General features: G+C 71.7%; 12 protein-coding genes. 3 read left to right on the forward strand and 9 right to left on the reverse strand.

Features of this window, described 5'->3' with window-relative positions; all coding sequences use genetic code 11:
* Nucleotides 1–971 precede the first annotated feature (971 nt).
* From BL253_RS32625 to BL253_RS32640, 4 genes are all read right to left on the reverse strand, one after another.
* On the reverse strand, nt 972–1,772 hold the full coding sequence (locus tag BL253_RS32625) for a glycoside hydrolase family 26 protein (RefSeq protein WP_158230460.1): 801 nt from the start codon (nt 1,770–1,772) through the stop codon (nt 972–974).
* A gap of 434 nt (nt 1,773–2,206) precedes the next feature.
* Entirely contained in the window at nt 2,207–4,894 is a 2,688-nt protein-coding gene (locus BL253_RS32630) for a glycosyltransferase (RefSeq protein ID WP_076821281.1), read from the reverse strand.
* A gap of 133 nt (nt 4,895–5,027) precedes the next feature.
* Nucleotides 5,028–7,133 carry an acyltransferase family protein gene (locus BL253_RS32635; RefSeq protein ID WP_158230461.1) on the reverse strand — a complete coding sequence of 702 codons (2,106 nt, stop codon included), beginning with the start codon at nt 7,131–7,133 and terminating at the stop codon, nt 5,028–5,030.
* Between the two features lie 8 nt (nt 7,134–7,141).
* On the reverse strand, nt 7,142–8,674 hold the full coding sequence (locus BL253_RS32640) for a glycosyltransferase 87 family protein (RefSeq protein WP_158230462.1): 1,533 nt from the start codon (nt 8,672–8,674) through the stop codon (nt 7,142–7,144).
* A 1,344-nt stretch (nt 8,675–10,018) separates the two neighbouring features.
* Here BL253_RS32640 and BL253_RS32645 point away from each other — a divergent pair.
* Together BL253_RS32645 and BL253_RS32650 are read left to right on the forward strand one after the other, a co-directional pair.
* Complete coding sequence (locus BL253_RS32645; RefSeq protein WP_076821286.1) at nt 10,019–12,532, forward strand: ATP-dependent Clp protease ATP-binding subunit; 2,514 nt, start codon at nt 10,019–10,021, stop codon at nt 12,530–12,532.
* 120 nt (nt 12,533–12,652) lie between these two features.
* Nucleotides 12,653–14,281, forward strand: coding sequence for a purple acid phosphatase family protein (locus tag BL253_RS32650; protein ID WP_076821288.1), 1,629 nt, complete (start codon nt 12,653–12,655; stop codon nt 14,279–14,281).
* Here BL253_RS32650 and BL253_RS32655 read toward each other — a convergent pair.
* From BL253_RS32655 to BL253_RS32670, 4 genes are all read right to left on the reverse strand, one after another.
* Nucleotides 14,278–15,285 (reverse strand): cytochrome d ubiquinol oxidase subunit II, encoded by a 1,008-nt coding sequence (locus BL253_RS32655; protein ID WP_076821290.1) that lies wholly within the window; start codon nt 15,283–15,285, stop codon nt 14,278–14,280. The two genes, BL253_RS32650 and BL253_RS32655, sit on opposite strands and share 4 nt — an antisense overlap.
* Entirely contained in the window at nt 15,282–16,766 is a 1,485-nt protein-coding gene (locus BL253_RS32660; RefSeq protein WP_076821292.1) for a cytochrome ubiquinol oxidase subunit I, read from the reverse strand. The genes BL253_RS32655 and BL253_RS32660 overlap by 4 nt, the downstream gene beginning before the upstream one ends.
* A 413-nt stretch (nt 16,767–17,179) precedes the next feature.
* Nucleotides 17,180–18,751 (reverse strand): PP2C family protein-serine/threonine phosphatase, encoded by a 1,572-nt coding sequence (locus BL253_RS32665; RefSeq protein ID WP_076821294.1) that lies wholly within the window; start codon nt 18,749–18,751, stop codon nt 17,180–17,182.
* Nucleotides 18,752–19,244: 493 nt separating this feature from the next.
* Nucleotides 19,245–20,924: a hypothetical protein gene (locus tag BL253_RS32670; protein ID WP_076821313.1), complete on the reverse strand. Its 1,680-nt coding sequence runs from the start codon at nt 20,922–20,924 to the stop codon at nt 19,245–19,247.
* A 254-nt stretch (nt 20,925–21,178) separates the two neighbouring features.
* On the opposite strand from BL253_RS32670, the gene mptB reads away from it, so the two are divergent.
* A complete protein-coding gene (mptB, locus tag BL253_RS32675; protein WP_076821316.1) occupies nt 21,179–23,344 on the forward strand; it encodes a polyprenol phosphomannose-dependent alpha 1,6 mannosyltransferase MptB in 2,166 nt (721 codons plus the stop codon).
* Here mptB and BL253_RS32680 read toward each other — a convergent pair.
* Complete coding sequence (locus BL253_RS32680; RefSeq protein WP_241835341.1) at nt 23,286–24,896, reverse strand: glycosyltransferase 87 family protein; 1,611 nt, start codon at nt 24,894–24,896, stop codon at nt 23,286–23,288. The two genes, mptB and BL253_RS32680, sit on opposite strands and share 59 nt — an antisense overlap.
* Between the last annotated feature and the right edge of the window lie 108 nt (nt 24,897–25,004).

Raw genomic sequence — 25,004 nt, forward strand, 5'->3', positions numbered from 1 at the left:
GCGGACCGGGTGGCGGACCGGGTGGCGGACCGGGTGGCGGACCGGGTGGCGGACCGGGTGGCGGCCCGGCCAGCCGGCCCCGCTCGCCACGGCTGGCCAGCGGACGAGAGATCCGCTCTCAGGGTCATGAAGATGCGCGTCAACGGCATGGCCGATCCCCCCAGATATCGCGCGTCATTAAAGATGGGCAGCCGGAATGGCCACTGGACGCGGCCGGGATTCGGCCGCGCGAAAAAAATGGCCGCTCATGGCCGGGATCTCAGCCGGCATCGAGGCCGCCACGGTCGTTGCATGGCATGAGTCGATGCACCGCCGTGCACGCTTACGGCGGGCATGACCAGACTATGAACACGCGGTAGATTTTCCGGACAAGACGTCGTCACGGTATGGCCGGTATGCTGTACGCGGCATTTCCTCGATGGCGCGGAGCCCACTGGCGCGCGCTGGATGAAGTGTCGGCCGATCGGTGGATGACCTCGGCCGGCTTCCCGGCGCGCGAGGACTGGCCCGCTCTCGGCGGGCATACCTGGCCCTCGTCAGGTGGTGGCGATGCGCACGTCGCGGCGCCGAGTCGTAAGCGTGGTAACCCCCCCGGATTACTAGCATCGTGCTCTACGACAGTAGATGCGCGTTCGTGTCAGACCGTAGCACACCGATCGCAAACCGCATGAGGCGCTCAGGTATCTCTTCCGTGTCTCAAGGTAACGAAAAGATTTCTCCGCGGGACGCGGGAGGCCCAATGGGCATGATGATATTCAGGCGGGCCGCCGGCGCGGACGCCAGCGCCGGTATGCCAGCGCCGGTATGGCACATTTGGGGCATTCGGGGTGATGATTGCGCTCGCCGCCCCCGGCGGCGCTTCACCGTCCGGTGGCCCATTCAGGCGATCGGTGGCGACTCCCCGTCCACCGTCCGCGACCTGTCCCCGCCGCGAGCCGGCCCGCCGCCGCGGCGGGCGAGGCCCCAACGGCTCACCAGCCGGGGGCGCTCGCCAGGTACTGCCTGCTCACGGCGGCGGACCGCGGGTCCGAGTCGAGGCGCCAGTCCTGTTCCTTGCGCTCGCTGAAGAACAGGACGCCCGACAGTCGCGGGAACCTGTCGGTCGTGTAGAGGCCCTTGAGCCAGTCCGCCTTGCTCGGGTGCTCCGCGCAGCCGAGCTCACCCACGACGAACGGCGCGGTCCGGTGCAGGCTGGTCAGCCGGGAGTACATCGGCTCGATGAGGCCCTCCGCCGTCACGAACGGGGTGCCGTCGCTGTTCCAGCCCCAGTTGTAGCCATCCAGCCCGATGACGTCGACGTACGCGGACCCCGGCCAGTACCGCTCGACGTCCACGCCGCCGACGTCGTTGGCGTTCGCGCAGAACATGAACCGGGTGTTGAAGGCCCCCGCTGCCCGCGCGATGGTGACGACGCGGCGCCAGCTCGCTATCCAGTCGTCGACGCTCGCGACATTTCTGCGCCCGCTGCCCACGGTCCACGGGTACCAGTTCCCGTTCATCTCGTGGAAAAGCCGCAGTGTCACGGTTYCCGGGTACGTCCTGCTTGCCGAGAAGAACGCGCGGAGGTGCGCGTCCAACGATCCCGAAAGAATGTTGCGAAAGTTGACAGTCCACGCCTCCCAGGCCATGAAGAAGTCATGGTCCAACCGACCGGGGAGCCGGGCGATCTGGTTCGCGATGTCGGAGTTCCACCCACTCGACCAGTCGTCGAACCACGAGAAGACCGGCAGCGGGGCGCCGACCACCTTCTCCAGGTTCACATGGTTCGTCACCAGGTCCGCCGGGCCGCCGGCCCAGGCGCCGAACCTGCACCGGCGAAACAACGGAGGATAGCCAAACCCGTCGTCCCACTGCCGCGCCGCTATGGACCCCACCGCTGGAACGGCCGCACCGCCCGCCAGGAGCCCGGCGCCGATCAGCAGTCGCCGTCGCGTGATTCGTGATGTCGACGGCGTCGGCGAGACGTCCGGCCGCCCGGTCCTTGGCTCGTTATCCGACTTCATGATCCACTCCCTGGCTCACCGCCGCGACCAGTGGTCAGCACGCCCCAAGGTGGCATTCCGCCGCACATCACGGACCATCTTTCTCGACGGCGGGAATCTCCGAGACCGCGCGGGGACACCGTAGCGGCCGGGGCCACGGAGATAGCGTCACTCCCTGGAGAACTCCGGGCTCCGCGCGGCGGATACAGCTCCCAGGTGGACAATCAGGCGGCCCTGTTTGCGGTGCTCAGGTCTCGTCGGCCATGGCTTGTCGAGCGGTGCGCCGGGGTGCTCGTCTCCCCCTTTGTCCGGRCGACGACCGAACGCGCCGAAATCCAGAGGACGGGCAGATAGACATAGGAGCCCACCAGCGCGAGTGCCCCGGTCGCCCAGAAGCGCTCAAGGCCGAAACGCCAGACGCCGAGCACCAGGCCGACGAGGGTCGCGAGCTGCGTCAGGCCGATGTAGACGCACATGGTGACCGCGACCCGCGTGGTGACTCCCCGGCCGCGCGACTCACCGGAGTTGGTCGCCACCCACTCCGCCGTGCGTCCCCGCAGCAGATCCACCAGGCAGAACAGGTGCGCGAACCCGTAGATCACCTGGACCCGCAGGACCTCGAACCTCCAGCGCGAGTGCGCGACCGCCGGATAGATCACCAGCCAGAAAAGCARCGCACCCAGCAGCGGCAGCACGTTGCTGCTCGCCACGTGCGACGGGAAGAACCAGATCATCGCGAGCAGGGCCAGCGGCGCTACCAGGGAGTTGACCGCGGTGGTGACGTAGTACATGACGCCCGACCAGAAGCTGGCGCGCTGCGGGCCGGTCAACGACGTGTCGAGGTGGAAGTCCGGGTCGCTGAACAGCGCGAGTGAGYCCTCGCACCAGCGGTACTGCTGGCCGATGAACGCCTTCAGGTCGTCCGGCGACCTTCCCTGGCTCACGATGGYGGGTACGTACTGCACCCGGTACCCCTTGCGTCCCATCTCGACGCCGGTGAAGACGTCCTCGCTGTGTCCGATCAGGGGAAACCCACCGATCGCCTCCAGCGCGGCCCGCCGGTAGACCGCGGAGGTGCCGACGCAGATGGCTGCGCCGACCGCGTCCCGAGACGGCTGGATGAACCGGTAGAACATCTCCTGTGTGGCGCCGGCGCAGCGTTCCAGCCACGACATCGCGCTGGTCGTCGAGAAGTACTGCGGGCTCTGTACGATGYCGACCTCCGGGTCGCCGTCCAGGTAGGGGACCAGCTCCGCGAGAAAATCGGGTCTCGGCACGAAGTCCGCGTCCAGGATGACGACGTGGTCGCCGTCGCTGCGGGTGTAGCCGTACTGGAGGTTCCCGGCCTTCTTGTACTCGTTTCCGGGACGGGCCAGATAGTTGAACTCAAACGAGGCCGCCAGTCGCTCGACCTCCGCCCGGCCGGCGTCGTCGAGCACGTACACCTCGACGCGGCCTGGCCACGCGATCCTCCTGACGTGCTCATAGGTGTTGCGTAGAAGATCCGCCGGCTCGCCGGCCRTGGGCAGGAAGATGTCGATCGTCGGGTAGTGCGCGGGCGAGTACGTCTCGACCAGGAAGAGGTGGTCCGGCAGGGTCACGCGCCGCTTGAACGTCGACGTGCGCAGCGCGAGGACCTGCTCTCCGACGAGGAGGAGAAGCGGGAAGAGGAACCCGAGCGTCCACCGCGCGTTCCGCGCGAGGCCCACCGTGCTCACGGCCACGCCGACGAACGCGGCGGCCTGAAGGTAGAAGATCCACCGGTGCTGGCCGCCGGCCAGGTAGCGGTACTTGTCATCGTCTCGCGGGGGGACGGTGGGACCGGCCGGCAGCGCCCGCTGACGGTAGACGACCCGCCGGTTGAAGCTCTGCCGCAGGACGAACGAGGCCGCGATCGTCAGCGCCTGGGCCACGAGCGCGCTCGTTCCGACATGGTTCACGAGGAGCACGAGCAGCGGGGTGCGCACCGCCATGTCGACGTTGTTGTACGCCGCGAAGTGCAGGCCCCGGACGTACCACGCGTGGCGCCGGTACTGAAGATCGTGATAGACGATCTTCTCCTGCAGGTAGAAGTTGGACGCCACGGTGAACTCGGAGCCGATCACGGCCGCGACGAGGTAGGGCACGCCTCCTGACACCAGGAGTGCCATGACGGCCAGGTTCAGGCACAGCCCCGTCAGCCCGACCAGGGCGAGCCTGACGCCGCGGCCGAGCCGCAGTGACGCGACCTGCCGGAGAAAGACCAGGCCGGTTCTCAGCGACGCCTTGCTCCTGCCGGCCGTCCTCTCACCGAACCGCAGCGGGAGTTCGACGATTCTCAGGTCGTGGCGCGCGAGGATCTCCAGAAGAATCTTGAAGCCGGCCGCCTGCAGGAGCGTCAGATCGATCGACGACCGTCGTACGCAGAAGAAGCCGGTCATCGGGTCGGTGCAGCGGCGCCCGATGCGCCGGGGAAAGACCGCGCGCGTGAGGTGGGTGCTTCCGCCCGATATCGCCCGTCGTGACGCCGAGCCGAGGCCCGAGACATCGCCCGCGGCCAGGTAACGAGACGCGACCGCGACGTCCGCGGCCCGGGTCTCGACCGCCTCTATCAGCGCCTCCGCGACCTCGGGCGGATGCTGCAGGTCCCCGTCCATCACGACGACGTACCGGCTCCGGCTCTCCCGCATACCGCGGACGACCGCTCCGGACAGCCCGCCCAGGCGCTCCGGCGGCGGCCGGTGAATGACGCGCACCGGCAGCCGGCACCGGCCGGCGACCTCCCGTATGACCGTCGGGGTGTCGTCCGTCGAGTCGTCGACGAAGAGAATCTCGGCCTCGCGCGCGAGCAATGCCGTCTCGAGACGCCGGAGCAGCTCCGGTATGTTGTCGCGCTCGTCGCGGGTGGGTATGACTACCGTGACCTCGGGCACGCCCGACCCCCTGGATGCCGGTCCTGTTGTGAGCTGCTGATGAGTCGCGTCCTGAGGTCTCGCCCGTTCCGCGGGCCGACCATCCCTGGTTCTCATGGAGAACGCCATCCGCGCCGTGCCGCGGTCAGGAAAATCATGACGGTCCCGGGACAGCCGAGGGCAGGGCGGCCCGCTGCCCGGCCACGAGATTGGCGTTGACCAGTTCCTGACGCACCACCGGCGTCAACTCCAGCATCGCCGTCCGCGATACATGTGAGTCGTCGCGGTAGAGAAGAGTTCCGCCCCGGACCGCCGGGCACCTGGCCGACGGCGGCGGGCACAGATACTGGTTGAGGTCGATGACGGCCCTAATCCGGGAATCTCTTGTCGGCAGCTCCTCGGCGAGCAGCGCGCGATTTCGCGGGAAAGCGCATGGCCGCCAGTCGTCGAGTGTCCCGGAGACGCAGGTCGGTATGTCGGCGCCGGGAAACGGAGTATCCATCGCGTACACGATCGGCCGTCTGGAGACAGCCAGGGCGTCCAGTGCCGTCCGCCAGCCACGGCGCAGGGTCTCCGMCGAGACGTCGTACCGGTTCAGCTGGGCGACGACGGTGAACTGGGGCGGTGGCTCCTGCGCGAGGCGCCGCAGCGTCGCCGCTCTCCAGGCCGAACATTCCAGGTAGTCGCGCTTCAGCACGCTGTTGACGATCGGGAGGTCGGCGATGGGGCAGCCGGCCTTGGTGAGCACCTCGACGGACCACCCCTGCGGGGCGGCGACGCCCATGAGCGCGTCGAAGAGCTGGCCCGCATGGCTGTCGCCCAGGAGCACAATGCGACGCGAGGTGATCGGCGCGGTGCTGGGCCTGCCGTCGGGCCCGATCAGGCACCGCGGCGAGACGGTGCGCTCGATGTCGACGATGCAGGCGGCCGGCGACGCCGGCGTGTCCTTGTGCGCATGCAGCACCGTCGGGCTGACCGAGCCGCCCGTCCGGCCACCGGCGAACGGGTCACGCAGGTGACCGTCGACCATGGCCGCCGAGTTGCGGACCTCCGCCGGCTTGTCCAGGGCGGATACGGCGTCGGACGCCAGCACGACCGCCAGGGTGATGGACGTGAGCGACAGGAACGCGCCGCYGACCACCCAGTCTCGCCCGCTCCACGGCACCTGGATGGCCGGCTGCTCGATCGCGAAGTGAGTGCCGATGGCGAGCAGGACCGCGACAGATATGACRGCGAGCCGTCCCGGGGCGTCCAGCGCGTGCCCGGTGACCCTCGGCGCCAGTACGATCAGCGGCCAGTGCCAGAGGTACAGGACATACGAAATGTCGCCGAGCCCCTGCACGGCCCGCCATCGGAGAACAACGCGTTCCAGCGCCGTCGTTCCCGGCACGCCGGCGACGATGACACCGGCCGCGCCGGCCACGGGCAGCAGGGCCGCCGCGCCCGGAAATCTCGTAGCGTCGTCATACAGGACAGCGGCCAGCACTATTGCCGCCAGCCCGGCGAAGGCCAGGCCGTTCCCCACGGCCGGCGGAACTCTCCTCAGCGCTGGCGCGGCGACCGCGATGAGCGCGCCGACGGCGAGTTCCCAGGCACGGGACTGCAGCGAGTAATAGGCGAGCGGCGCGTTGCCGGTCGTCAGCACAAGACAGACGGAGAAGGACCCGCATACCACGACGGTCAGCAGCGCCAGCAGTGCGGCACGCGGTCTCGTGCGGTAGAGGACGGCGACCAGCACGACAACGAGCGGCCAGATGAGATAAAACTGCTCCTCGACGGCCAGCGACCAGAAATGCTGAAACGGTGACGGATCGGCGCGGGCCTGCTGGTAGTCGATACCGCTGGCCGCCAGCCGATAGTTCATTCCATAGAAGACCGTGAAGATCGCGTCAGTACTGGTCGCCTTGGTCTGCAGGGGCGGTGCCCACAGCCAGGAGACCAGGATGGTGGTGGCGGTCACCACGGTCGCCGAGGGGAGAAGCCGTCTCACCCGGCGTCGGTAGAAACCGGCGAGCACGCCGCCGTGGTTTCCGCCGACCTGCCGGACGAGCTGATCCGTGATCAGGTAACCCGATATCACGAAGAAGACGTCGACCCCGACGTAGCCACCCGTGATTCCTGGCACCTTCAGGTGGTAGAGGACCACCATGGAGACCGCGACGGCGCGCAGGCCCTGGATATCGGGCCGGAATCGTGCGGTCGTCGCGCTGACGGCGTCGCGCCGCGCGGGTGCGACGCGGCGGGTCCTGTCCAGTTCCATGGTCGGCGTCATCCGGACCGGCCAGCCGCCGGTTCGGTGCGCAGCCACAGGTACCACCGGTTGAGGTCATACCTGTGCTTTGGCCATGAACCGACCAGCTTGTACCCGGAATCGGCCTTCAGGAGCTTCTCGACGAGAGCGGTGCTCTCGTCGAGGCTCCTGGTCCCGCTGGAGCCGGAGGTGTAGAAAACCCCGGCGAACTCATGGTTGGCGATCGCGTGCCGGATGGCTTCGGGGCCGGCGCCATAGAGCGACCAGGGCTCCTGCCACCTGAACTCGGGCCGTGATTTTTCGTAATAGCTGATCTCGTCGGCTCCCACACCTATGTAGGTGCCGGGCCGGCCGGAGTCGTTGACCGCCGCGATCACCCGGCTCGGGTCCGGCCACTCGGTGAACATGAAGCTTGAGTGGGCGAGCGCCGCGATCAGCGCCAGGTAGGCCGACAGACCCAGCAGGGCGATCTTGGCGAGAGGCCTACGCAGCATCACGACCTGCGCCGCGACCGGAGCGGCGAACAGCGTGAGGAAGACGGCATGCTTGTTGAAGGACGTGTACTCGTGGATGTGGAACTGGCTGACCGGTAGTGCCAGCCCCGAGGCCAGCAGCGTGAGCGCGAGCAGCGTCTCCCGGAGAGAGCGCTTCCTGTAGCAGAGGACGACCAGGCCGGCGATGGCCACCAGGAGGAGGACGCCGGCGCCCTTGGCGAACTCGGTCGCCAGCATCTGGGTGGGGCGATGGCTCTCGACCGTCCGGTTCGAGGTGGTGAAGGCGATGCCCTTCCCGACGAAACCGCGTTCGAGGACATAGAAGTCGATCAAAATCAGGAGGCTCGCGGTCAGCACGATCAGCGCACGGGTGATCGCGCGGCGAGGACGCCGTTCCGCCAGCAGCGCGAGAACCGTCACGACCGGCACGAAGGCGCCGCCGGTGTACTTGAAGATCGCGGCGGCCGAGATCGCGACTCCGGCGGACAGGGCCGACAGGTTCCCGGTTCTCGTGACGACGAGAGCCACCGCCACGATCACCAGGGAGYAGCACGGCGCGTCGAACGTCGCGAAGTTGCCGACGAACAGGGTCGACGCGGAGAGGACGGCGAACGCCATGCCCGCGAGGCGCGCCGCCCCGGCATGGGCCGGCCCCGCGAGCCTCGCGGCGATCGACCCGGAGCAGTAGGTCGCGGCGAGCATCAGCAGGAGGCTGGCCAGCCGGACGAGGGCGAGGCCGCCGACGTGGTCGACCGTGGCGGCGATCAGCGGGTAGGCGTAAGGGAACCCCGAGAAGTAGCTCCCGTAGTCACGGGCGCGCGGGCCACCCGCCCACTGGGCGAAATACGCGTGACCGGCGTCGATGTAGAGGGCTTCGTCGGGGTTGGCCAGGTTGTTGAGCCGCAGCGTGAGCACGACCTGCGCCGCGAGGATCAGTATGACCGGGAGCCTGCTGACGAGCCGGTCAATCCGCGTCCTGCTGGATTGCGGCAGAAAGGAGACGGCCGCGACCCGCCATAACGGGGCCTCGGTGATGTCCACACCCTGCGCTGTCACGACGTCGGTCCAGTCACGGGTCCTCCGATGTATACGTGCGTCTGTATACGTGCGTCACCGGCGTGCCGGCGGTGGTCAGCGACATGGCGCGGGCAGGCGCGCGTCCGCTCGACGTTCTTGGCGMTCCTCGCGTCACTTCGGGGTGGAAATCCGGAGCCGCGATCGGGGCCGGCGACGAAAGGCGTCGGCGCGCGGTGCCGGCGGCCACCCGCCCTTCCCCTCTCGCTGGTCCCTCTTGCTGGTCCGCGACGGCCCGCCCATCCGGGTGTTCAGCCGGACGATGCCGGCTGAACGGCATGCACGACAGCGGGCCGCACCCGCGGAAATCGCACAGCTATTCATCCAAGGATGGGACAGGAAAGAGTTTTACGACCGGTCGGATTCATTTCCAGCACGCCCGGCATGCCGGCCTCGCCACGACGGCTCTTTCTGGAGAGTCAGGTTACAGACCGGTGGAGCACGGACAAGACTCCGTCGAGGTAAATCTCTCGTGAACTCGTTCACAGAGTCTATTTATAAAGGTTTTAACCGGGAACCTGTCGTTCACTATCCGCCGTTCCGGCAACAAGGCGCCGGCACATCGAGGGCGAGCAGGACGTCAGCGGCATATCGTGCGCCCGTCTCCGTGGCCGGAGATCCCGTGTGATGATTTTCCGGTACGCCAGGCCTGTCCTTGGCACCGGGCGGGAGGCGCGGCGTTCATGACGGCCGCGGCCGCGGTCCGGCGCGACGACTGGCCGATACCCGGACCGAACCGGCGCCGGCGACGCACCGCCCCGATCGATCTCCTCGACCGATCCTGTCGATCCTGTCGATCCGGTCGACGGTGTCGCGGAAAGCGCCCGAACGCTCACGCGAAGCGATTGCATTGCGTGATGGGGGCGAGATTGTGGCCGAGACCTCGCCGGAGGCACGCCCATGGTCCGTCACATACGGTGACGGCCGCGACGGCGGCATCGGCACGGCCGGCCGGCGGCCCGTCGCGCCACTCCCCACCCCGCCATGACCGACAACGCCTCCGTTCGGGCACGCCGTCGCCCGGCATACGGGGCGCAGCCGGGCTTGGCAACGCCGCGGCGACGTTGACCTCTACGTGGGGCCTGCACGTTTCCGCTCTCGGCGGAACCCCGTGACGGAATCATGTCTGCTCCGCCACGGTTGCCATAGACGTTGCAGTAGACGTCTGGGCCCATCGGGGCGCGACAGCGATGTCGGCCCCGTCCGCGACGAGGTGGACGGGTTCTGGCGGGTAGGTTTCTGTTCGATGCGTGAGGACATGCCTCGGCGGAGCTAGCATGCGGATACCGGCTGTCGTGTGGTCGGTCGCAGCTCGAAGGAGCGCACATGTTCGAGAGATTCACCGACCGGGCACGTCGGGTCGTCGTCCTGGCTCAAGAAGAGGCCAGGATGCTCAACCACAACTACATCGGCACCGAGCACATCCTCCTCGGCCTGATCCACGAGGGTGAGGGTGTCGCGGCGAAGGCGCTGGAGTCGCTGGGGATCTCGCTCGAGGGTGTGCGGTCGCAGGTTGAAGAGATCATCGGCCAGGGCCAGCAGGCTCCCAGCGGTCACATCCCGTTCACCCCGCGCGCGAAGAAGGTCCTCGAGCTGTCTCTGCGCGAGGCGCTGCAGCTCGGTCACAACTACATCGGCACCGAGCACATCCTCCTCGGCCTGATCCGCGAGGGTGAGGGCGTCGCCGCCCAGGTGCTGGTCAAGCTCGGCGCCGACCTCAACCGGGTCCGCCAGCAGGTCATCCAGCTCCTGTCCGGCTACCAGGGCAAGGGCGAACCGGCGACCGCCGGCGGCCCGTCCGAGGGCACGCCGTCGACGTCGCTGGTGCTCGACCAGTTCGGCCGCAACCTGACCGCGGCCGCCCGCGAGGCCAAGCTCGACCCGGTCATCGGGCGCGAGAAGGAAATCGAGCGGGTCATGCAGGTCCTGTCCCGCCGGACCAAGAACAACCCGGTCCTGATCGGCGAGCCCGGCGTCGGCAAGACCGCCGTCGTCGAGGGCCTGGCGCAGGCGATCGTCAAGGGCGAGGTGCCCGAGACGCTCAAGGACAAGCAGCTCTACACGCTCGACCTGGGCGCCCTCGTGGCCGGCTCGCGCTACCGCGGCGACTTCGAGGAGCGGCTGAAGAAGGTCCTCAAGGAGATCCGTACCCGCGGCGACATCATCCTGTTCATCGACGAGCTGCACACGCTCGTCGGCGCGGGTGCCGCCGAGGGCGCGATCGACGCCGCGTCGATCCTCAAGCCGATGCTCGCCCGCGGTGAGCTGCAGACCATCGGCGCGACGACGCTGGACGAGTACCGCAAGCACCTGGAGAAGGACGCGGCGCTGGAGCGCCGCTTCCAGCCGATCCAGGTCGCGGAGCCGTCCGTGGCGCACACCATCGAGATCCTCAAGGGCCTGCGCGACCGGTACGAGGCGCACCACCGCGTCTCGATCACCGACGCCGCCCTCGTCGCCGCCGCGTCGCTGGCCGACCGGTACATCTCGGACCGCTTCCTGCCGGACAAGGCGATCGACCTGATCGACGAGGCCGGCTCCCGGATGCGCATCCGCCGGATGACCGCACCGCCGGACCTGCGCGAGTTCGACGAGCGGATCGCGAACGTCCGCCGCGACAAGGAGTCCGCGATCGACGCGCAGGACTTCGAGAAGGCGGCGTCGCTGCGCGACAAGGAGAAGACCCTCCTCGGCGAGAAGGCGAAGCGCGAGAAGGAGTGGAAGGCCGGCGACATGGACGTCGTCGCCGAGGTGGGCGACGAGGAGATCGCCGAGGTGCTCGCCATCTGGACGGGCATCCCGGTCTTCAAGCTCACCGAGGAGGAGACGGCCCGCCTCCTGCGCATGGAGGACGAGCTGCACAAGCGGGTCATCGGCCAGGAGCAGGCCATCAAGGCCGTCTCCCAGGCGATCCGGCGTACCCGCGCCGGCCTGAAGGACCCGAAGCGCCCCGGCGGCTCGTTCATCTTCGCCGGCCCGTCCGGTGTCGGTAAGACCGAGCTGTCCAAGACGCTGGCGGAGTTCCTCTTCGGCGACGAGGACGCCCTGATCCAGCTCGACATGTCCGAGTACATGGAGAAGCACACGGTCTCGCGACTGGTGGGCTCCCCGCCCGGATATGTCGGCTACGAGGAGGGCGGCCAGCTCACCGAGCGGGTGCGGCGCAAGCCGTTCTCGGTCGTGCTGTTCGACGAGGTCGAGAAGGCGCATCCGGACGTCTTCAACACGCTCCTGCAGATCCTGGAGGACGGTCGCCYGACCGACTCCCAGGGCCGGCTGGTCGACTTCAAGAACACCGTCCTGATCATGACGTCGAACCTGGGCACCCGCGACATCTCCAAGGGCCCGGGCATCGGTTTCGCCACCGGTCAGGGCGCGGTCGACTACGAGCGGATGAAGGCGAAGGTCCAGGACGAGCTCAAGCAGCACTTCCGGCCGGAGTTCCTCAACCGCATCGACGACATCATCGTCTTCCACCAGCTGAGCAGGGACGAGATCATCCAGATCGTCGACCTGATGCTGGCCCGGGTGGACTCGCAGCTGAAGAACAAGGACATGGCGCTGGAGCTGACTCCGGCCGCCAAGGCCCTGCTCGCCATCCGCGGGTACGACCCGGTGCTGGGCGCCCGGCCGCTGCGCCGGACGATCCAGCGGGAGATCGAGGACGTCCTGTCCGAGAAGATCCTGTACGGGACGCTCAAGCCCGGCGAGATCGTCATCGGGGACGCCGAGGGCGAGGGCGAGGACGCGAAGTTCGTCTTCCGCGGTGAGACCAAGCCCAGCTCGGTCCCCGACACCCCGCCGATCGACCTGGCGAAGTCCGGCGAGCAAGGCGTCTAGGACGCCGCTGGTAGCCGCCGGCTGCGATTGATCAAAAGCGGGAGGGCGGTCACGGGCTCCGTGACCGCCCTCTGGCATGTCGGGAGAAGAGCACCAGGATGGGAACGGGGGCGAACGGCCGTGACGCGGCGGGTGGCGGGCGGCGGCGGGGTTCATCTGGAGTTCGGGGCGGACCCGGCCACATCGATGGTCGTGTCCTGGCTTACGGACGGGGCGGTGTCCCGGCCGATGGCACGGTTCGCGCCGGTCGACCCGGACGAGGCCGAGCCGGGCGAGGCGTACGCGGCGACCAGGACCTACCGGGACACGGCCCGCCGCAGGATCCACGTCCAGCACGCGACGCTGGTGGGGCTGCGGCCGGGCGTCCGCTACCGCTACGAGATCTTCCCTCCGCTCGGCGGCGATGAGCCGTCCACCGGCGAGTTCAGCACGGCTCCACGCGCGGGCGGCGCGGCCGGCACGACCAGTGTGGGCGGCGCCAGTGGCGCCAGCGGCGCCCATGAGGACGCGAACGGGGCAAGCGCGGCCGGCGCGGCCTTCACGTTCACCTGCTTCGGCGACCACGGCACGGACCAGGAGGACGACCCCTACGGCAGTTCGGCCTCGGGGGCGGTCGTCGCCGCGGTCGACATGCTGGCTCCGCTGTTCAACCTCGCCCTCGGTGACCTGTCGTACGCGAGCCTGCGGCGCGAACCGTCCCGGGTCTGGGCGGACTGGTTCCGGATGGTCGCCCCGTCGGCCAGCCGCCGGCCGTGGATGCCGGTCGCCGGGAACCACGAGAGCGAGCGCGAGCTCGGCCGGTTCGGGCTCGATCCGTATCAGGCCTACTTCCAGCTGCCGGACAACGGCGCCGATGGCGACTTCCGCGAGCTCTGGTACGCCTTCACCGTCGGCCGCGTCCGCTTCGTCGTGCTCTTCGGCGAGGACGCCTGCTACCAGGAGCATGGGCTGGTCTATCTGCGCGGGTTCAGCGAAGGCCGGCAGACGGCCTGGCTGGAGCGGACCCTGCGCGCGGCCCGCGCCGACCCCGAGATCGACTGGGTGATCGTCGCGATGCACCAGGTGGCGATGTCCACCGCCGCCTACCACAATGGCGGCGATCTTGGCCTGCGTGAGGAGTGGCTGCCGCTGTTCGACCGTTACGAGGTCGACCTGGTCCTCTGCGGCCATGAGCACCACTACGAACGGACCCACCCGGTCCGCGGCGTCGTACCAGGCTCGCCGGTGCTGACGCCGCGCCCGGTCGTGCCCGCGAACGCCACCGGCGCGTCCACCGGCGCGGCGGTGTCCCCCACGGCGCCCACGGTGCCGATGGCGGCGAGGACGGCGAGGACGGCGGGCTCACCCGGGCTGGCGCTCGCCGACGAGGTCGTCGACACGACCACCGGAACCGTGCACATCATCGTCGGCACCGGCGGCTCGTCGTCGCCAAGCACGGGAGCGCTGTTCGAACCACCGCTCGGCCGGGTGGTCGTCCGGCCCGAGCCGCCGGATCCGCCGGCCACCCCCGCCCGCCGCCGATTCGGGAAGAGCCCTGTCAGCCGCCGGCGCACCATCCACGTGACGGAGGGGGCGCCGTGGCTCGCCACGCGCTCCACCGACCACCCGTACGCCTTCGCCGCCCTCCACGTCGACCCGGGGCTCCCCGGCGGGACGACGACCATCCGGCTCACGGTCCACGACTCGCTCAGGCCGGACGAGCAGCCGTTCGACGAGGTGCTCTTCACCCGCCCCCGCCGCGACCGCTAGGCCGGCCCCGCCGGTTCGGCCGGTTCGGGGCGCGCGAACAGCCTGAACAGCACGGCCAGCGCCGGGAGGATCACGAGCATCCCGGCGGCGGTCGCGACGAGCAGCGCGCGCAGGTTCGCCTCCGGCGCCGCGGCGCCGTCGACCGTGGCCTGACCGACCACGATGTCCGGGTACTGCGCGACCGCCCAGCCCCACAGCACGGCGGCGGCCGCGAGCCCCGCGGCGAGCCGTGCCGCCGCGAACCGCCGCCGCCACACCAGCGCCACCGCCCCGAGACCGCCGGCGGCCGACGCCGCGACGAGCGGCACCGACCGGGCGGCGAACCGGTCCGCGACGATCGGCGCGTCCGACCAGAGCAGCGGCAGCAGGGCGGCCGCGAGCGCGCCGGCCACCACCGCCGAGGCCACGGCGCGGCGCCGCAGGCCCGCGACGAGGTGGGTGGTCTCCGGGCGCGCCGCCGCGTCCCGGCACAGGTAGACCGCGGCGAGGAAGGCCGTGACCGCGACCGTGAACAGTCCGCAGACCACGCCGAAGGCGCTCGCCAGCGGCGCGAACGGAGCGTCACCGTCGAGGTCGCCGGTGGCCAGCGCCGCGCCCGCGACGCCGAGCGAGAACGGTGTGAGCACGGACGCGGCGGCGAACACCCGGCCCCACCAGTGGTCCGGGCCCGCCGCCCCGCCGCCGTAGGCGCGGTACACGTAGGCCGCGCCGCGCAGCACGATCCCCAGCAGCGCACCCACCAGCGGGACCTCCAGCGTGGACCCGACCACGCCGAACGCGGCCGGGAACCCGCTGAACAGGGCGACGATCACGAAGATCAGCCAGACGTGGTTGGCCTCCCAGACCGGTCCGAGGGAGCCGGCGATGAGCGCCCGCTGGTCCCTGGCGTCCCGGCCGTGGGCCAGCAGGTCCCAGAGGCCACCGCCGAAGTCCGCGCCGGCGAGCAGGGCGTACGCGGTCAGGCCGACGACCATGACGACGACGAGCAGGTCCGCCGCGCTCATCGCCCCGCCCCGCCGTTCCGCGCTGCCGCACGGCCGAGATCAGGGCGGTCGGGATCGGGCGGGTACGGCTCGGCCGGCGGCCCTTCGGTCGGGGTCCGGGGCTCGTAGCCGGGGCCGCCGGTGGCCATCCGGCGCAGGATGAGGACGAGCGCGGCCGCGAGGCCCAGGTACAGCGCGAGCGTGCCGCCGAAGATCCAGCCGATCCCGCCGGTGGTGGTGACCGCGTCGGCCACCCGCATCCGGCCCTGAACGATCCACGGCTGCCTGCCGCCCTCGGTGACCTCCCAGCCGGCGAGCATCGCGAGCACCGACGCCGGCCCGCTCGCCACCGCCGCGAGCAGCCACGGCCTGCCGGTGGGGAGCAGCGGCCGTCGCCCGCGCCGTCGGCGGCGCAGCGCCACCCCACCGACCAGCGCCGACAGCCCGATCAGCGCCGTGCCGAGCCCGACCATGGTGTCGAACGCGAGATGCACGATCGTGGCGTTCGGCCGCTCGTCCGCCGGTACCGCGTCCAGTCCGGTGATGACATGGTCGGGATCGAAGCCCTCCAGCAGCGACAGCCCGTCCGGGATCTCGATTCCGTAGCGGATCTTGCCGGTCTCCGGGTCGTACAGCCCGCCGATCGTGAGCGGCGCGTGGCCGCCCGTCTCGCGCAGGCCCTCCATGGCGGCCAGCTTGACCGGCTGGCGGTCGCCGACGACCCGGGCCGCCCAGTCGCCGACGACCAGCTGGAGCGGGGCGCAGACCAGCACGACGACGAGACCCACCCGCAGGCCCCGCTGGTGGTAGGTGTCGCGGCGGCCGCGCAGCATTCCGACGGCGTAGATCCCCGCGACCACCCCGCCGGTGCACATCAGCGCGGCGAGCAGCATGTGCGCGACCTGCGGCGGCGCGGACGGGCTGCGCAGCGGCGCCAGCGGCTCGGCCGCGACGACCCTGCCGTCCGCCGACTCGACCACGCCGCCGGGCACGTTCATCCAGGCGTTCGCGGTGATGATGAACAGCGTCGAGAGCGTCCCGGCGATCGCGATCGGCCAGAGCGTCAGCCAGTGCGCGCGGGGCGAGAGGCGCTTCCAGCCGTAGAGGTACATCCCGAGGAAGATCGCCTCGGCGAAGAACGCGAAGCCCTCGAGGGTGAACGAGAGCCCGAGGGCGCCGCCGTAGCGGGCCATGAACGCCGGCCAGAGCAGCCCGAACTCGAACGAGAGCACCGTGCCGGAGACGGCGCCGACGGCGAAGAGCACGGCGAACGCCCGCGACCACTTCTTCGTCAGGGCGAGCCAGGTCTCGTCACCGGTCCGCAGCCACCGCCCCTCGGTGTACAGCAGCAGCCAGGGGACACCGACGCCGAAGACGGCGAAGCAGATGTGGAACGCGAGGCTGAAGGCGGTCTGCCCGCGCGCGAGCGCGAGCGAGCCGGCGGCCTGGGACTCGGCGACCCGGGCGGCGGCCTCGGTGATCAGCGGTGAGCCGAGGACCATCAGCGGTCCCTTCCGAGCCGATCATGGCCTGACATCCGAGCCGCGGGCGAAGGCCGGCGCCCATGGTGGCCGCCTGTCCCCGCCTGACCGGGACAGCGGGCCGTCCCGGTTGTGTCCTTGGCCGGCGTCGATCGTGACCGACTCTAGGTTCTACGTTCCGTAGAAAGTTCTACAGTTCGTAGAATAACCGCGAGCGCAGGCACCGCCACCGCCCGAGGCGGGGATGACCACGAGATCCCCGGCACACGGCGGACACGCCCGAAGGACGGCCGCCGGTCCAGAGACGACGAGGCCCGGCCGGGGCGGACACCTGACGGGTGTCGCCCTGGCCGGGCCTCATGGAGTGGCGCGGCGGGCCTCGGTAGTGGCGCGGCGGGCCTCGGTGGTGGCGAGCCGCGCGGTGTCGGGCGGTACTAGCGCGGCGTCGGCTCGGGTACCAGGTCGGCGACGACGACCGTGGTGTCGTCCCTGGCGCCGGCGAGCAGCGCCGCCTCGACGAGCGCGTCGGCGGCGCGCTCGGGGGGATCACTGGCGAGCTGGTGGAGCAGGCCGTACAGCTGCTCGGGCTTCATCACCTTGGTCATGCCGTCGCTGGAGAGCACCACCCGGTCGCCGGCCTGGACCTCCACCTGGAACAGGTCCATCTCGACGTCGTCCGCCAGGCCGATCGCGTTGAGCAGCGGGCCCCCGGTGATGGCGTGCGGGGTAGTGAGCTGGCGTGGCTCGCCCCTGCCCGGCTGCAGCCAGACGGTGCTGTCACCGACATGCGCGACGGTGAGGGTGCGCCCGGTCGTCTCCTGCCGGCCGAGCACGACGACGTCGAGGGTGCAGGCCATGCCCCGCCAGGACGGCTCGGACTTGGGGCGGTCCCGCACCACCCGGTTCGCGCGCTCCACGGCCGCGCGCAGTCCCTCGCTGGGGTCGGCGGCGTACTGCGGCCGGAAGCCCGCGACCGTGGTGACGGCGAGCGTGGAGGCGATCTGCCCGGCCGCCTCGCCGCCCACACCGTCGGAGACGGCGAGCAGGCCGTCGACGACCACGAAGGCGTCCTCGTTCGGCCCGCCGCGCTTGCCGCGCCGCGTCCGCCCGGCGGCGGACAGCCGCAGCGGCGGCGCGCTGAAATGCTCGGGCTCGTCGGCGACGTACGGCCCGGGGCTCGTCACGACCACGGCGGGCGGCGCCCCAGGAGCGGCCGGTGTCGCCGGTGAGGCCGGAGCCGGTGGGACGGGAGAGGCCGCGGCGGGGGCGTGTGGTCCCGCCGACGGGACGGTCGGCATGTCCGGCGCGGGCGGCTTCCTGGGCGGCTCCGGTGCCGGCGGCTGGCTCGCGGAGGACTGGATGGTCCACGCCGCCTCGTCGGCCGCCCAGGTGGCGTCCACGACGTCCCTCCCGGGCGCCGAGCCCCCACCGACCGGCTCGGCCCGGGCCCCCCCGGGATGCGGCGGGCCGCTGGGCGGCGGGGCCCAGCTGGTGGACTCCGGGTCGCGGTCGTCGTCCGGCCAGCCGCCGTCGCCGCCGGTGGGAACCTGCGTCGTCACGTCATCACTCCAGGCATGGTCAACGCGGCGCGCGTCAAGGTCAGGGTCAGGTCCCAGGCCGGCCGGGCGAGCCGGACCAGCCGGGCCCGCCGGGGCGCCGGCCGACGCGGGCCTGCCTTCGGTCGCGCTCGGCGGCGCTCCGGCGCGGCCGTCGGCGGGCGCGGGCGGCCCGAAGCCCGGTAGGAGGTTCGCCGCGTCCGAGGGGTGGCTGGCACCCGCGGCGGACCGGTGCGCACCGCTGGCGCCACCACGACCGCCAGGGCGGTCCCGGCGACGGCCGTCCCGGCGGGCACGGGGGCGGTCGTCCCGCCCGGGATCGACGGTGGGCGGCCGCAGACCACCCGGGCCGTAGTGGGTCCGGCCCGAGCGGCTGGACAGCACGACGAAAACCGTGGCGCCCACGACGAGCACGACGATCAGCATGATCGGTAGCAGTGAGCTCTTCATGGCCTCCGTACCCCACTGCCGCGCCGTCGATCAAGCCGACCTGACGCGGGCCGCCATTTCGGCGCACTGATCGTGCCGGTCATGCTGCCAGATCGCGGGCATGCCCGACCGCCGGTATCTGTCCCGTTGGTCCTAACAAAGACGCCAGACCATGGTCCCGAGGGAAAGTGTCGGAACACTGACACCGGTTTGGTCATCTAGCCATCTTCCACCTGAACCGGCCACGCGCATGACAACCCCCGCGTATTGGTGGGCCCGTCACCCCTTTTCTCCGCACCCAGGGGCCGGTCTTGGGCCGAAGGCTTCCCCGCGGATCGGGCTGGCGCCGATCCACGGCTCTCCGTCCAGCGCTCAGGGTTTCGCCGAGCCGGCGGCGGCCCAGGTAACCCAGGGAGCGTCCGCCGCGACAGGGACCCGGCCTCGCGTGCGCCCGAAGGCCCGCACATATCGGCGCTCACGTTTGTCAGCGCGGGCATTTTCCAGTGCGCATGTGTCAGTGCACACGTTGGTCGGGGGGACAGTCCAGAGCGCTGGCCTTGGTGAGGCCGCCGACGGACAGGCGCGCCGACAGCCGCACCGGGCCCGGAGACTCGGCAAGGATCCCGGTCCAGTCGCCGGCGGTCCGGAACACGCAGACGTTGCCCTCCGAGATCGACCAGAGCGGGGTGAAATGCACCAGGACGGTCGCCACGCCCGGCGCCTGGAAGTCGACCGCGACGGAGCTGACGCCGAGCTCGGTCAGCGTGGCCGGCCCCCGCACCAGCCCACTCGAGTCCTTGACGATCCAGATCGTCCAGTTCTTGTCCTGCTTGGCGAGGTCGAGGTAGGGCAGGCCGGAGCGCAGCAGTTCGGCCTCGGCCTGTCCCGACGCGTCGAGCGGCACGTTCGGCAGCGCCACGTAGGTGACGCCCCGGGTCAGCAGCCAGTCGTGGTACGTGCTGGCCGTGAGCGTCCCGTCGTAGAAGAGCGTGTTGTCCTTCGTGTCCAGCTGCCGCAGCCAGCCGCGGGCCATCTCGGCGTGCGGCGCGACGTAGCGGGCCTCCCAGTGCGCCTTGGTGAACGGGATCTCGACCCGGCCGGCCGGGACCAGGCCGTCATCACGGTCGAGATACGAGAGCAGCCCGGTGTAGTAGCCGGGGGAGGCGGATGGGTCGCCCTGGGTTATCAACGCGCCGTGCACCGGCCCGATCGACCAGCCGATCAGCGGTACCGCGACGACCAGCAGGACCCGCGGCCGGCGGGCGAGCAGCACGGCGGCCATCGGCCCGGCGAGCAGCGTCGCCGGGYGGGTGATGTTGCCGCCGACGGACGAGGGCACGAAGAAGAACACCGTCGCCGCCGCGGCCCACAGCAGCAGGCCACGCCGCACGGCCTTCTCCCGGCGCGGCACCACCAGCAGGCCGCCGCCGATCAACGCCAGCAGGCACAGATAGGTGAGCGCGGGGAAGGGCTGGACGCCCTCCTCGGGAAAGACCAGCGACACCACGAGGCCGCTGACCGCCCCCACCATCGGCAGGATCCGCCGCCACGGCAGGCTCCCGACCAGCGCGGCCGCGACCAGCAGCACGAACGCGCCGGACAGCGGCGACGACAGCGACGAGCCGATCGCCCCGACCCAGGCGACCCAGCCGCGCCGCTCCCGCACGCCGACCAGCGCGAGCGCGCCGAACGCCATTCCCAGCGCGAAGGCGCCACGGCCGACGACGAGGTTCGCGACGGTCACGGCGGCGAACCAGAGGACCGCGAGGTCGTGGTTGCCCCGGCGGCGGCCCGGCCCGCGCAGCAGCCGCGCCACCAGCATCGTCGACGCGACGCAGGACAGGGCCCCGAGCAGCCGCGTCCCGAACAGCGCTCCGAGCGGCGGGAACAGCACGCTGTAGCCGAGCACCGTGTGGCCGCCGTACCACTGGTTGTCCCAGAGCCGCGCGCCGCCGTGCTCGAACAGCCAGACCCGGTACTCCTGCGCCGGCGTGTCCGGCCCGGTGAGGCCGAGGCCCAGCGTCAGCGCGCACAGCGCGGCGGTCAGCAGCCAGGGCCGCGCCCGCACGGCCCGGCCGACGAACAGCCCGGACCGGACCACCGCTCGCCGGACCGCCCCCCAGCCGGCAGGGCGTCCGTCAGGGGGCCGGAACGCTCCGGACGGCGAGGGCGCCGATGATGGAAGCCCGGCCAGCGCCCCGGTGGCGCACGCGGCCGGCGCCGCCGCGTCCAGCGCCACGGCCGCCAGGATCCCGACATCCGGGGCCGCGACGGCCGGGGACGTAACGGCCGGAGACGTAGCGGCCGGGGGGCTGGCATCAACGAGTGAGGAGGTCGGCGGGAGTGACGGAGCCGGATCATCGCCAGGCACGGGATGGCTTGGCCCCTGGTCTGTCCGCGGCTCCACGACCTCAGGAGACGGCCCCGCCGGCCCCGCCGGTGGCGCCGGTGGCGCGGGAGAGGCAGCCGGAGACGGCGCCTCCCGCGCGGGCTCCGACGGCGGGCGCGCGCGGCGCGGGCCCGTCGAGGATCCGGGTATGGCGAGGGGTCCTGCCACCCGGTGCTACCTCCCAGACGTTCCCAAGCCCTCGCCCACTCCCCGTCCGGGCGACCAAGCGGACGATTTCCCGGATCGGCTTCGCCGATCCAGCAGGGGCCCCGGGCTCCGCGACGGCCTGGCTGCTCGTCGCGGGCGCTGGCGCGGCCATTGCCGCCGTTACAGCGGAAGGCCGGCTCGGGCCGCGTGATCCGCGTGCAATCGACCCGACACCCTGGTGGGGCATTCTCCCACCAGCCCCGCCCACCGGCACCACAAGGGGCGCCCTTGCCGGTATCGCCGCACTCGCGGTCATCGCCTTGTGCGTGTGCTGGATCACCCTGGTCCGGCGGGCATTGTCTGGCCGGGTGGGCCCACGCGCGGCCCTGACGGCCGCCATCGCCTGGGGAATGCCGTTCGCGCTCGGCCCGCCGCTGTTCAGCCGGGACGCCTACGCCTATGCCGCGCAGGGCGAGCTCGCCCGGCGCGGCCTCGACCCCGCGACCCACGGAGTGGCGGCCCTGGCGGCCGGCGGGCCCGCCTCCCTGGGCGCCGCGTTCAGCGACGCCGTCGACCCGCGCTGGCGGGACACGCACACCCCGTACGGCGGCGGGGCGGTGGCCGTGGAGAAGCTCGCCGCGGCCGTCAGCCACCTGCTCGGCGGCGGGCCGGCGGCGGCGCTGGTGACGCTGCGGGTCGTCGCCGTCCTCTCGGTGGTGGCAATGGTCGCGTGCACCGTCCGCCTCGTCGACCGCCTGCCGCGCACCGCCGACCCCGCGGGCGACGCCGACCCCGCCGGCGGCGACGGCCGCGACGGCGCGACGGGCCGGGCCGTCGCGCTGGCGCTCGCCGCCGCGAACCCGGTCACGGTGATCCACCTCATCGGCGGGATGCACCTGGACGCGCTGGCGGCCGGCGCGCTGGCGGGCGCGCTGCTGATCGACCGGCGCCGGGTCACGCATCGGTCCGGACGGCCGCCGCTCGCGCGATTCCCGGGGTTTCCGTGGGGTCGGGGGTCCACCAGGCCCGCCGGCGGGCCCGTCCACCGCGCCGTCTCCGGCGCGGCCATCGCGGCGACGGCGCTGGCCTGCTTCGCGGGCACGATCAAGGTGACGACGCTGCTCGGATTCGCCTGGCTGATCGTGGCGCACGCCCGCGACGCCGCCCGGTACGTCCAGCCCGCCGACGACTCCCGACCCGCGGTCTCGGGACCACCCCTCTCGGGACCGCCGGCCTCGGGACCGCCGGCGGCCGAGCCGGGCGACCGGCCCCCTGCCGCTGGCCGCTGGGGGCTGGCGGCGGTGGCCGTGGCGGCCGATCTGGCCGTGGCGGCCGCGGTGCTCGGGCTGAGCGTGCTGGCCAGCGGGTTCCCGCCGACCTGGATCAAGGCGCTGGCCACCTCGGGGGAGCTGACGACGGGGGTCGCGCCCGCGTCCCTGCTCGCCTCACTCGTCGCCGCGGTGGCCGGTCTCGCGGGCCAGCACGTCTCGGCCGGGCGCGATTCCGCGCTGCTCACCGACTGCCGCGCCGTGACCCTCGCGGCCGCCGCGGCCGTCGTCGCCGTCCTGCTGTGGCGGGCCTGGCGCCGTCCGGTCACCAGGGCCGCCGACGGGCGGGACGGGCTCGCCGTGCTGGGCGTCGGCGGGTTCGCGGTGGCGCTCGGAAGCCCGGTGCTCTACCCCTGGTACCTCGGGCCGGCGCTGCCGATGCTCGCCGTCCTCGTCGCGGACGCCCACGTCGCCCACCGGCGCGGCGATGCTCTCATGATCCGAGAGGGGCTCCGGGGCGACGATGCCGCCCCCGGACAGCTCACCGGGACGCGGGATGGCGCCGGGATGGCGCTGAGGCGGACGCGGAGGCGGTGCCGGATCGGTGCGGGGGTCGTGTGTGCCACCTCGGTGTGGCTGTGCGGAGCGACGCTGTCTCCGCTGGCCCAGACCTGGCGGCTGCTCGGCTCCCACGGGCCGGCCTTTCCCGCTCCGCTGGTGGGGACGGTGGCCGTGGTGGCAGCGCTGCTCGTCATGGCCGTCGGCGCCGTGACGGCGAGGCGGCCGCGCTGGTGGGCCACGCGAGGCTGACCCGGACGGCGTGCCAGGTGGCGACGAGCAGCAGCACGTTGCGCCCCACGAGAACCAGGCTCATGACGATCCGGCCCTGGATGACGTCGTTGTACCGCCAGGGGTAGACCAGTTGGCTGACCGCGGCCGCCGCCAGCAGCACGATCAGTCCCACCCGTCGGCGCTCGCGGGCARCCCGGCGGCCCCGCCGGCTGATCTCGGACGTCGCCGAACCGGGAGCGACGTCGGCGGACCCGCCCGCGAGCGCGACGCCGGTGACCGCGACCGCCAGCACCCACAGCAGGTACTGCGGGCTGAGCACCCGCGAGGTCATGAGCACGACGAGCAGCAACGCCAACAGCCGGTCGCAGGCCACCACCGCCCAGCCGGCCGGGGTCGCGTCGGCGTCGCCGGAGGCGGGTGATCTGGCGGGCAGCAGCCACCAGCGGACGACGACGGCCGCGACCACCACCAGCTCGACCACGGTGCAGACGGTGGCGACCGTGCGCGCGGCCGAGTCGCCGAACTGCAGGGAGCCGTAGGAATACCGGGCGGTCTCCCCTGCCCCGAACATCCGGATGACGACGAAGACCGTCGCCGGCACGGCCTCCAGCTGCAGCCCGCGGGCCTTCTGGGCGCCGAGGAAGCCGAGCAGGTCACCGCCCGCCCCGGCGGCGGCGAGCAGCAGCCCCACGGCCGCGACGGCGCAGGCCGCCCCGGCGGCCATCCGCGCCAGTACACGGGCCGATGGCCGGCCCACGGCGGCCAGCAGGAAGCCCGGCCAGACCTTGACCAGCGTGCCGGCCATGGCGGCGAGGCCCACCCGTCCGTGCCGGCCGGCGCGCAGAGCGAGTAGTGCCGCGACGACGCAGGCCGCGGGCACCAGGTCGAACCGGGCGAGCGTCACCGGCCCGAGCAGAAGCGTGCCCACCAGCCATACCCGCGCCCCCGGCCCAGGAGGTCTCCCCTGGCGGACCCGCCGGATCACCGATCCGCCAGTGGGAATCCCGGACGAAGCCGGCTCGGCGGAGCCTCCGGTAGCCGGGTCGGCGGGGCTACCGGAGGCTCCGCTGGCGGCTTGGTGGCCGTCCGCCCCCCGGCCGGCTCGGGCCAGGATGGCGGTGACCGCGGCGTCGACAGTGACCATGAACAGGGGGAAGCCGACCCGATAGGACAGGCCCGCCACGGCGTGCGCGAGCGCCGGGACCGCGAAGACGAGGACCGCGCCCGGTGGGTACTGCCAGGTCTCGTCGCCCACCGGCAGCCCGTGGCCGTGGACGAACGCCTCACCCCAGCCGGCGTAGAGCCGGACGTCGCCGAGGACGCCCTGCTGGGCACCGAGCACCCGGCCGGCGAGGACCAACGTCAGGAGCACCACCCGGCTCGCCGCCCAGAACGTCCACAACCGCCGGCGCGACCAGGGCTCGCGCCACCGGCCCATCGTCCGGGCGAACCCGCCGCGTCTCCCGTCGCGTCCGGCGCTCGCTCTCGCCGCCCCGGCGGGCGGGACCAGCCCTGCCGGCGGGAGCGGTCCGGTCTCGCTGGTCGCCGGGGCGCCGTCCCCGGGCGGCATCGCGCCGTCACCGTGAAAGGCGAGATCGGTAACACGCCCGGGGTCGACACGCTCAAGGTCTTTCACCACGCCACCGGCCGTGTCCCGATGGGGGCCATCGTCGCCGCC

It is taken from the genome of Pseudofrankia asymbiotica (assembly GCF_001983105.1).
GTDB classification, from domain to species: domain Bacteria; phylum Actinomycetota; class Actinomycetes; order Frankiales; family Frankiaceae; genus Pseudofrankia; species Pseudofrankia asymbiotica.

Coding starts and splice junctions, on each gene's coding strand:
- BL253_RS32655 (WP_076821290.1), bottom strand. CDS start 15,285: ATGAGCGCGGCGGACCTGCTCGTCGTCGTCATGGTCGTCGGCCTGACC.
- BL253_RS32660 (WP_076821292.1), bottom strand. CDS start 16,766: ATGGTCCTCGGCTCACCGCTGATCACCGAGGCCGCCGCCCGGGTCGCC.
- BL253_RS32665 (WP_076821294.1), bottom strand. CDS start 18,751: ATGAAGAGCTCACTGCTACCGATCATGCTGATCGTCGTGCTCGTCGTG.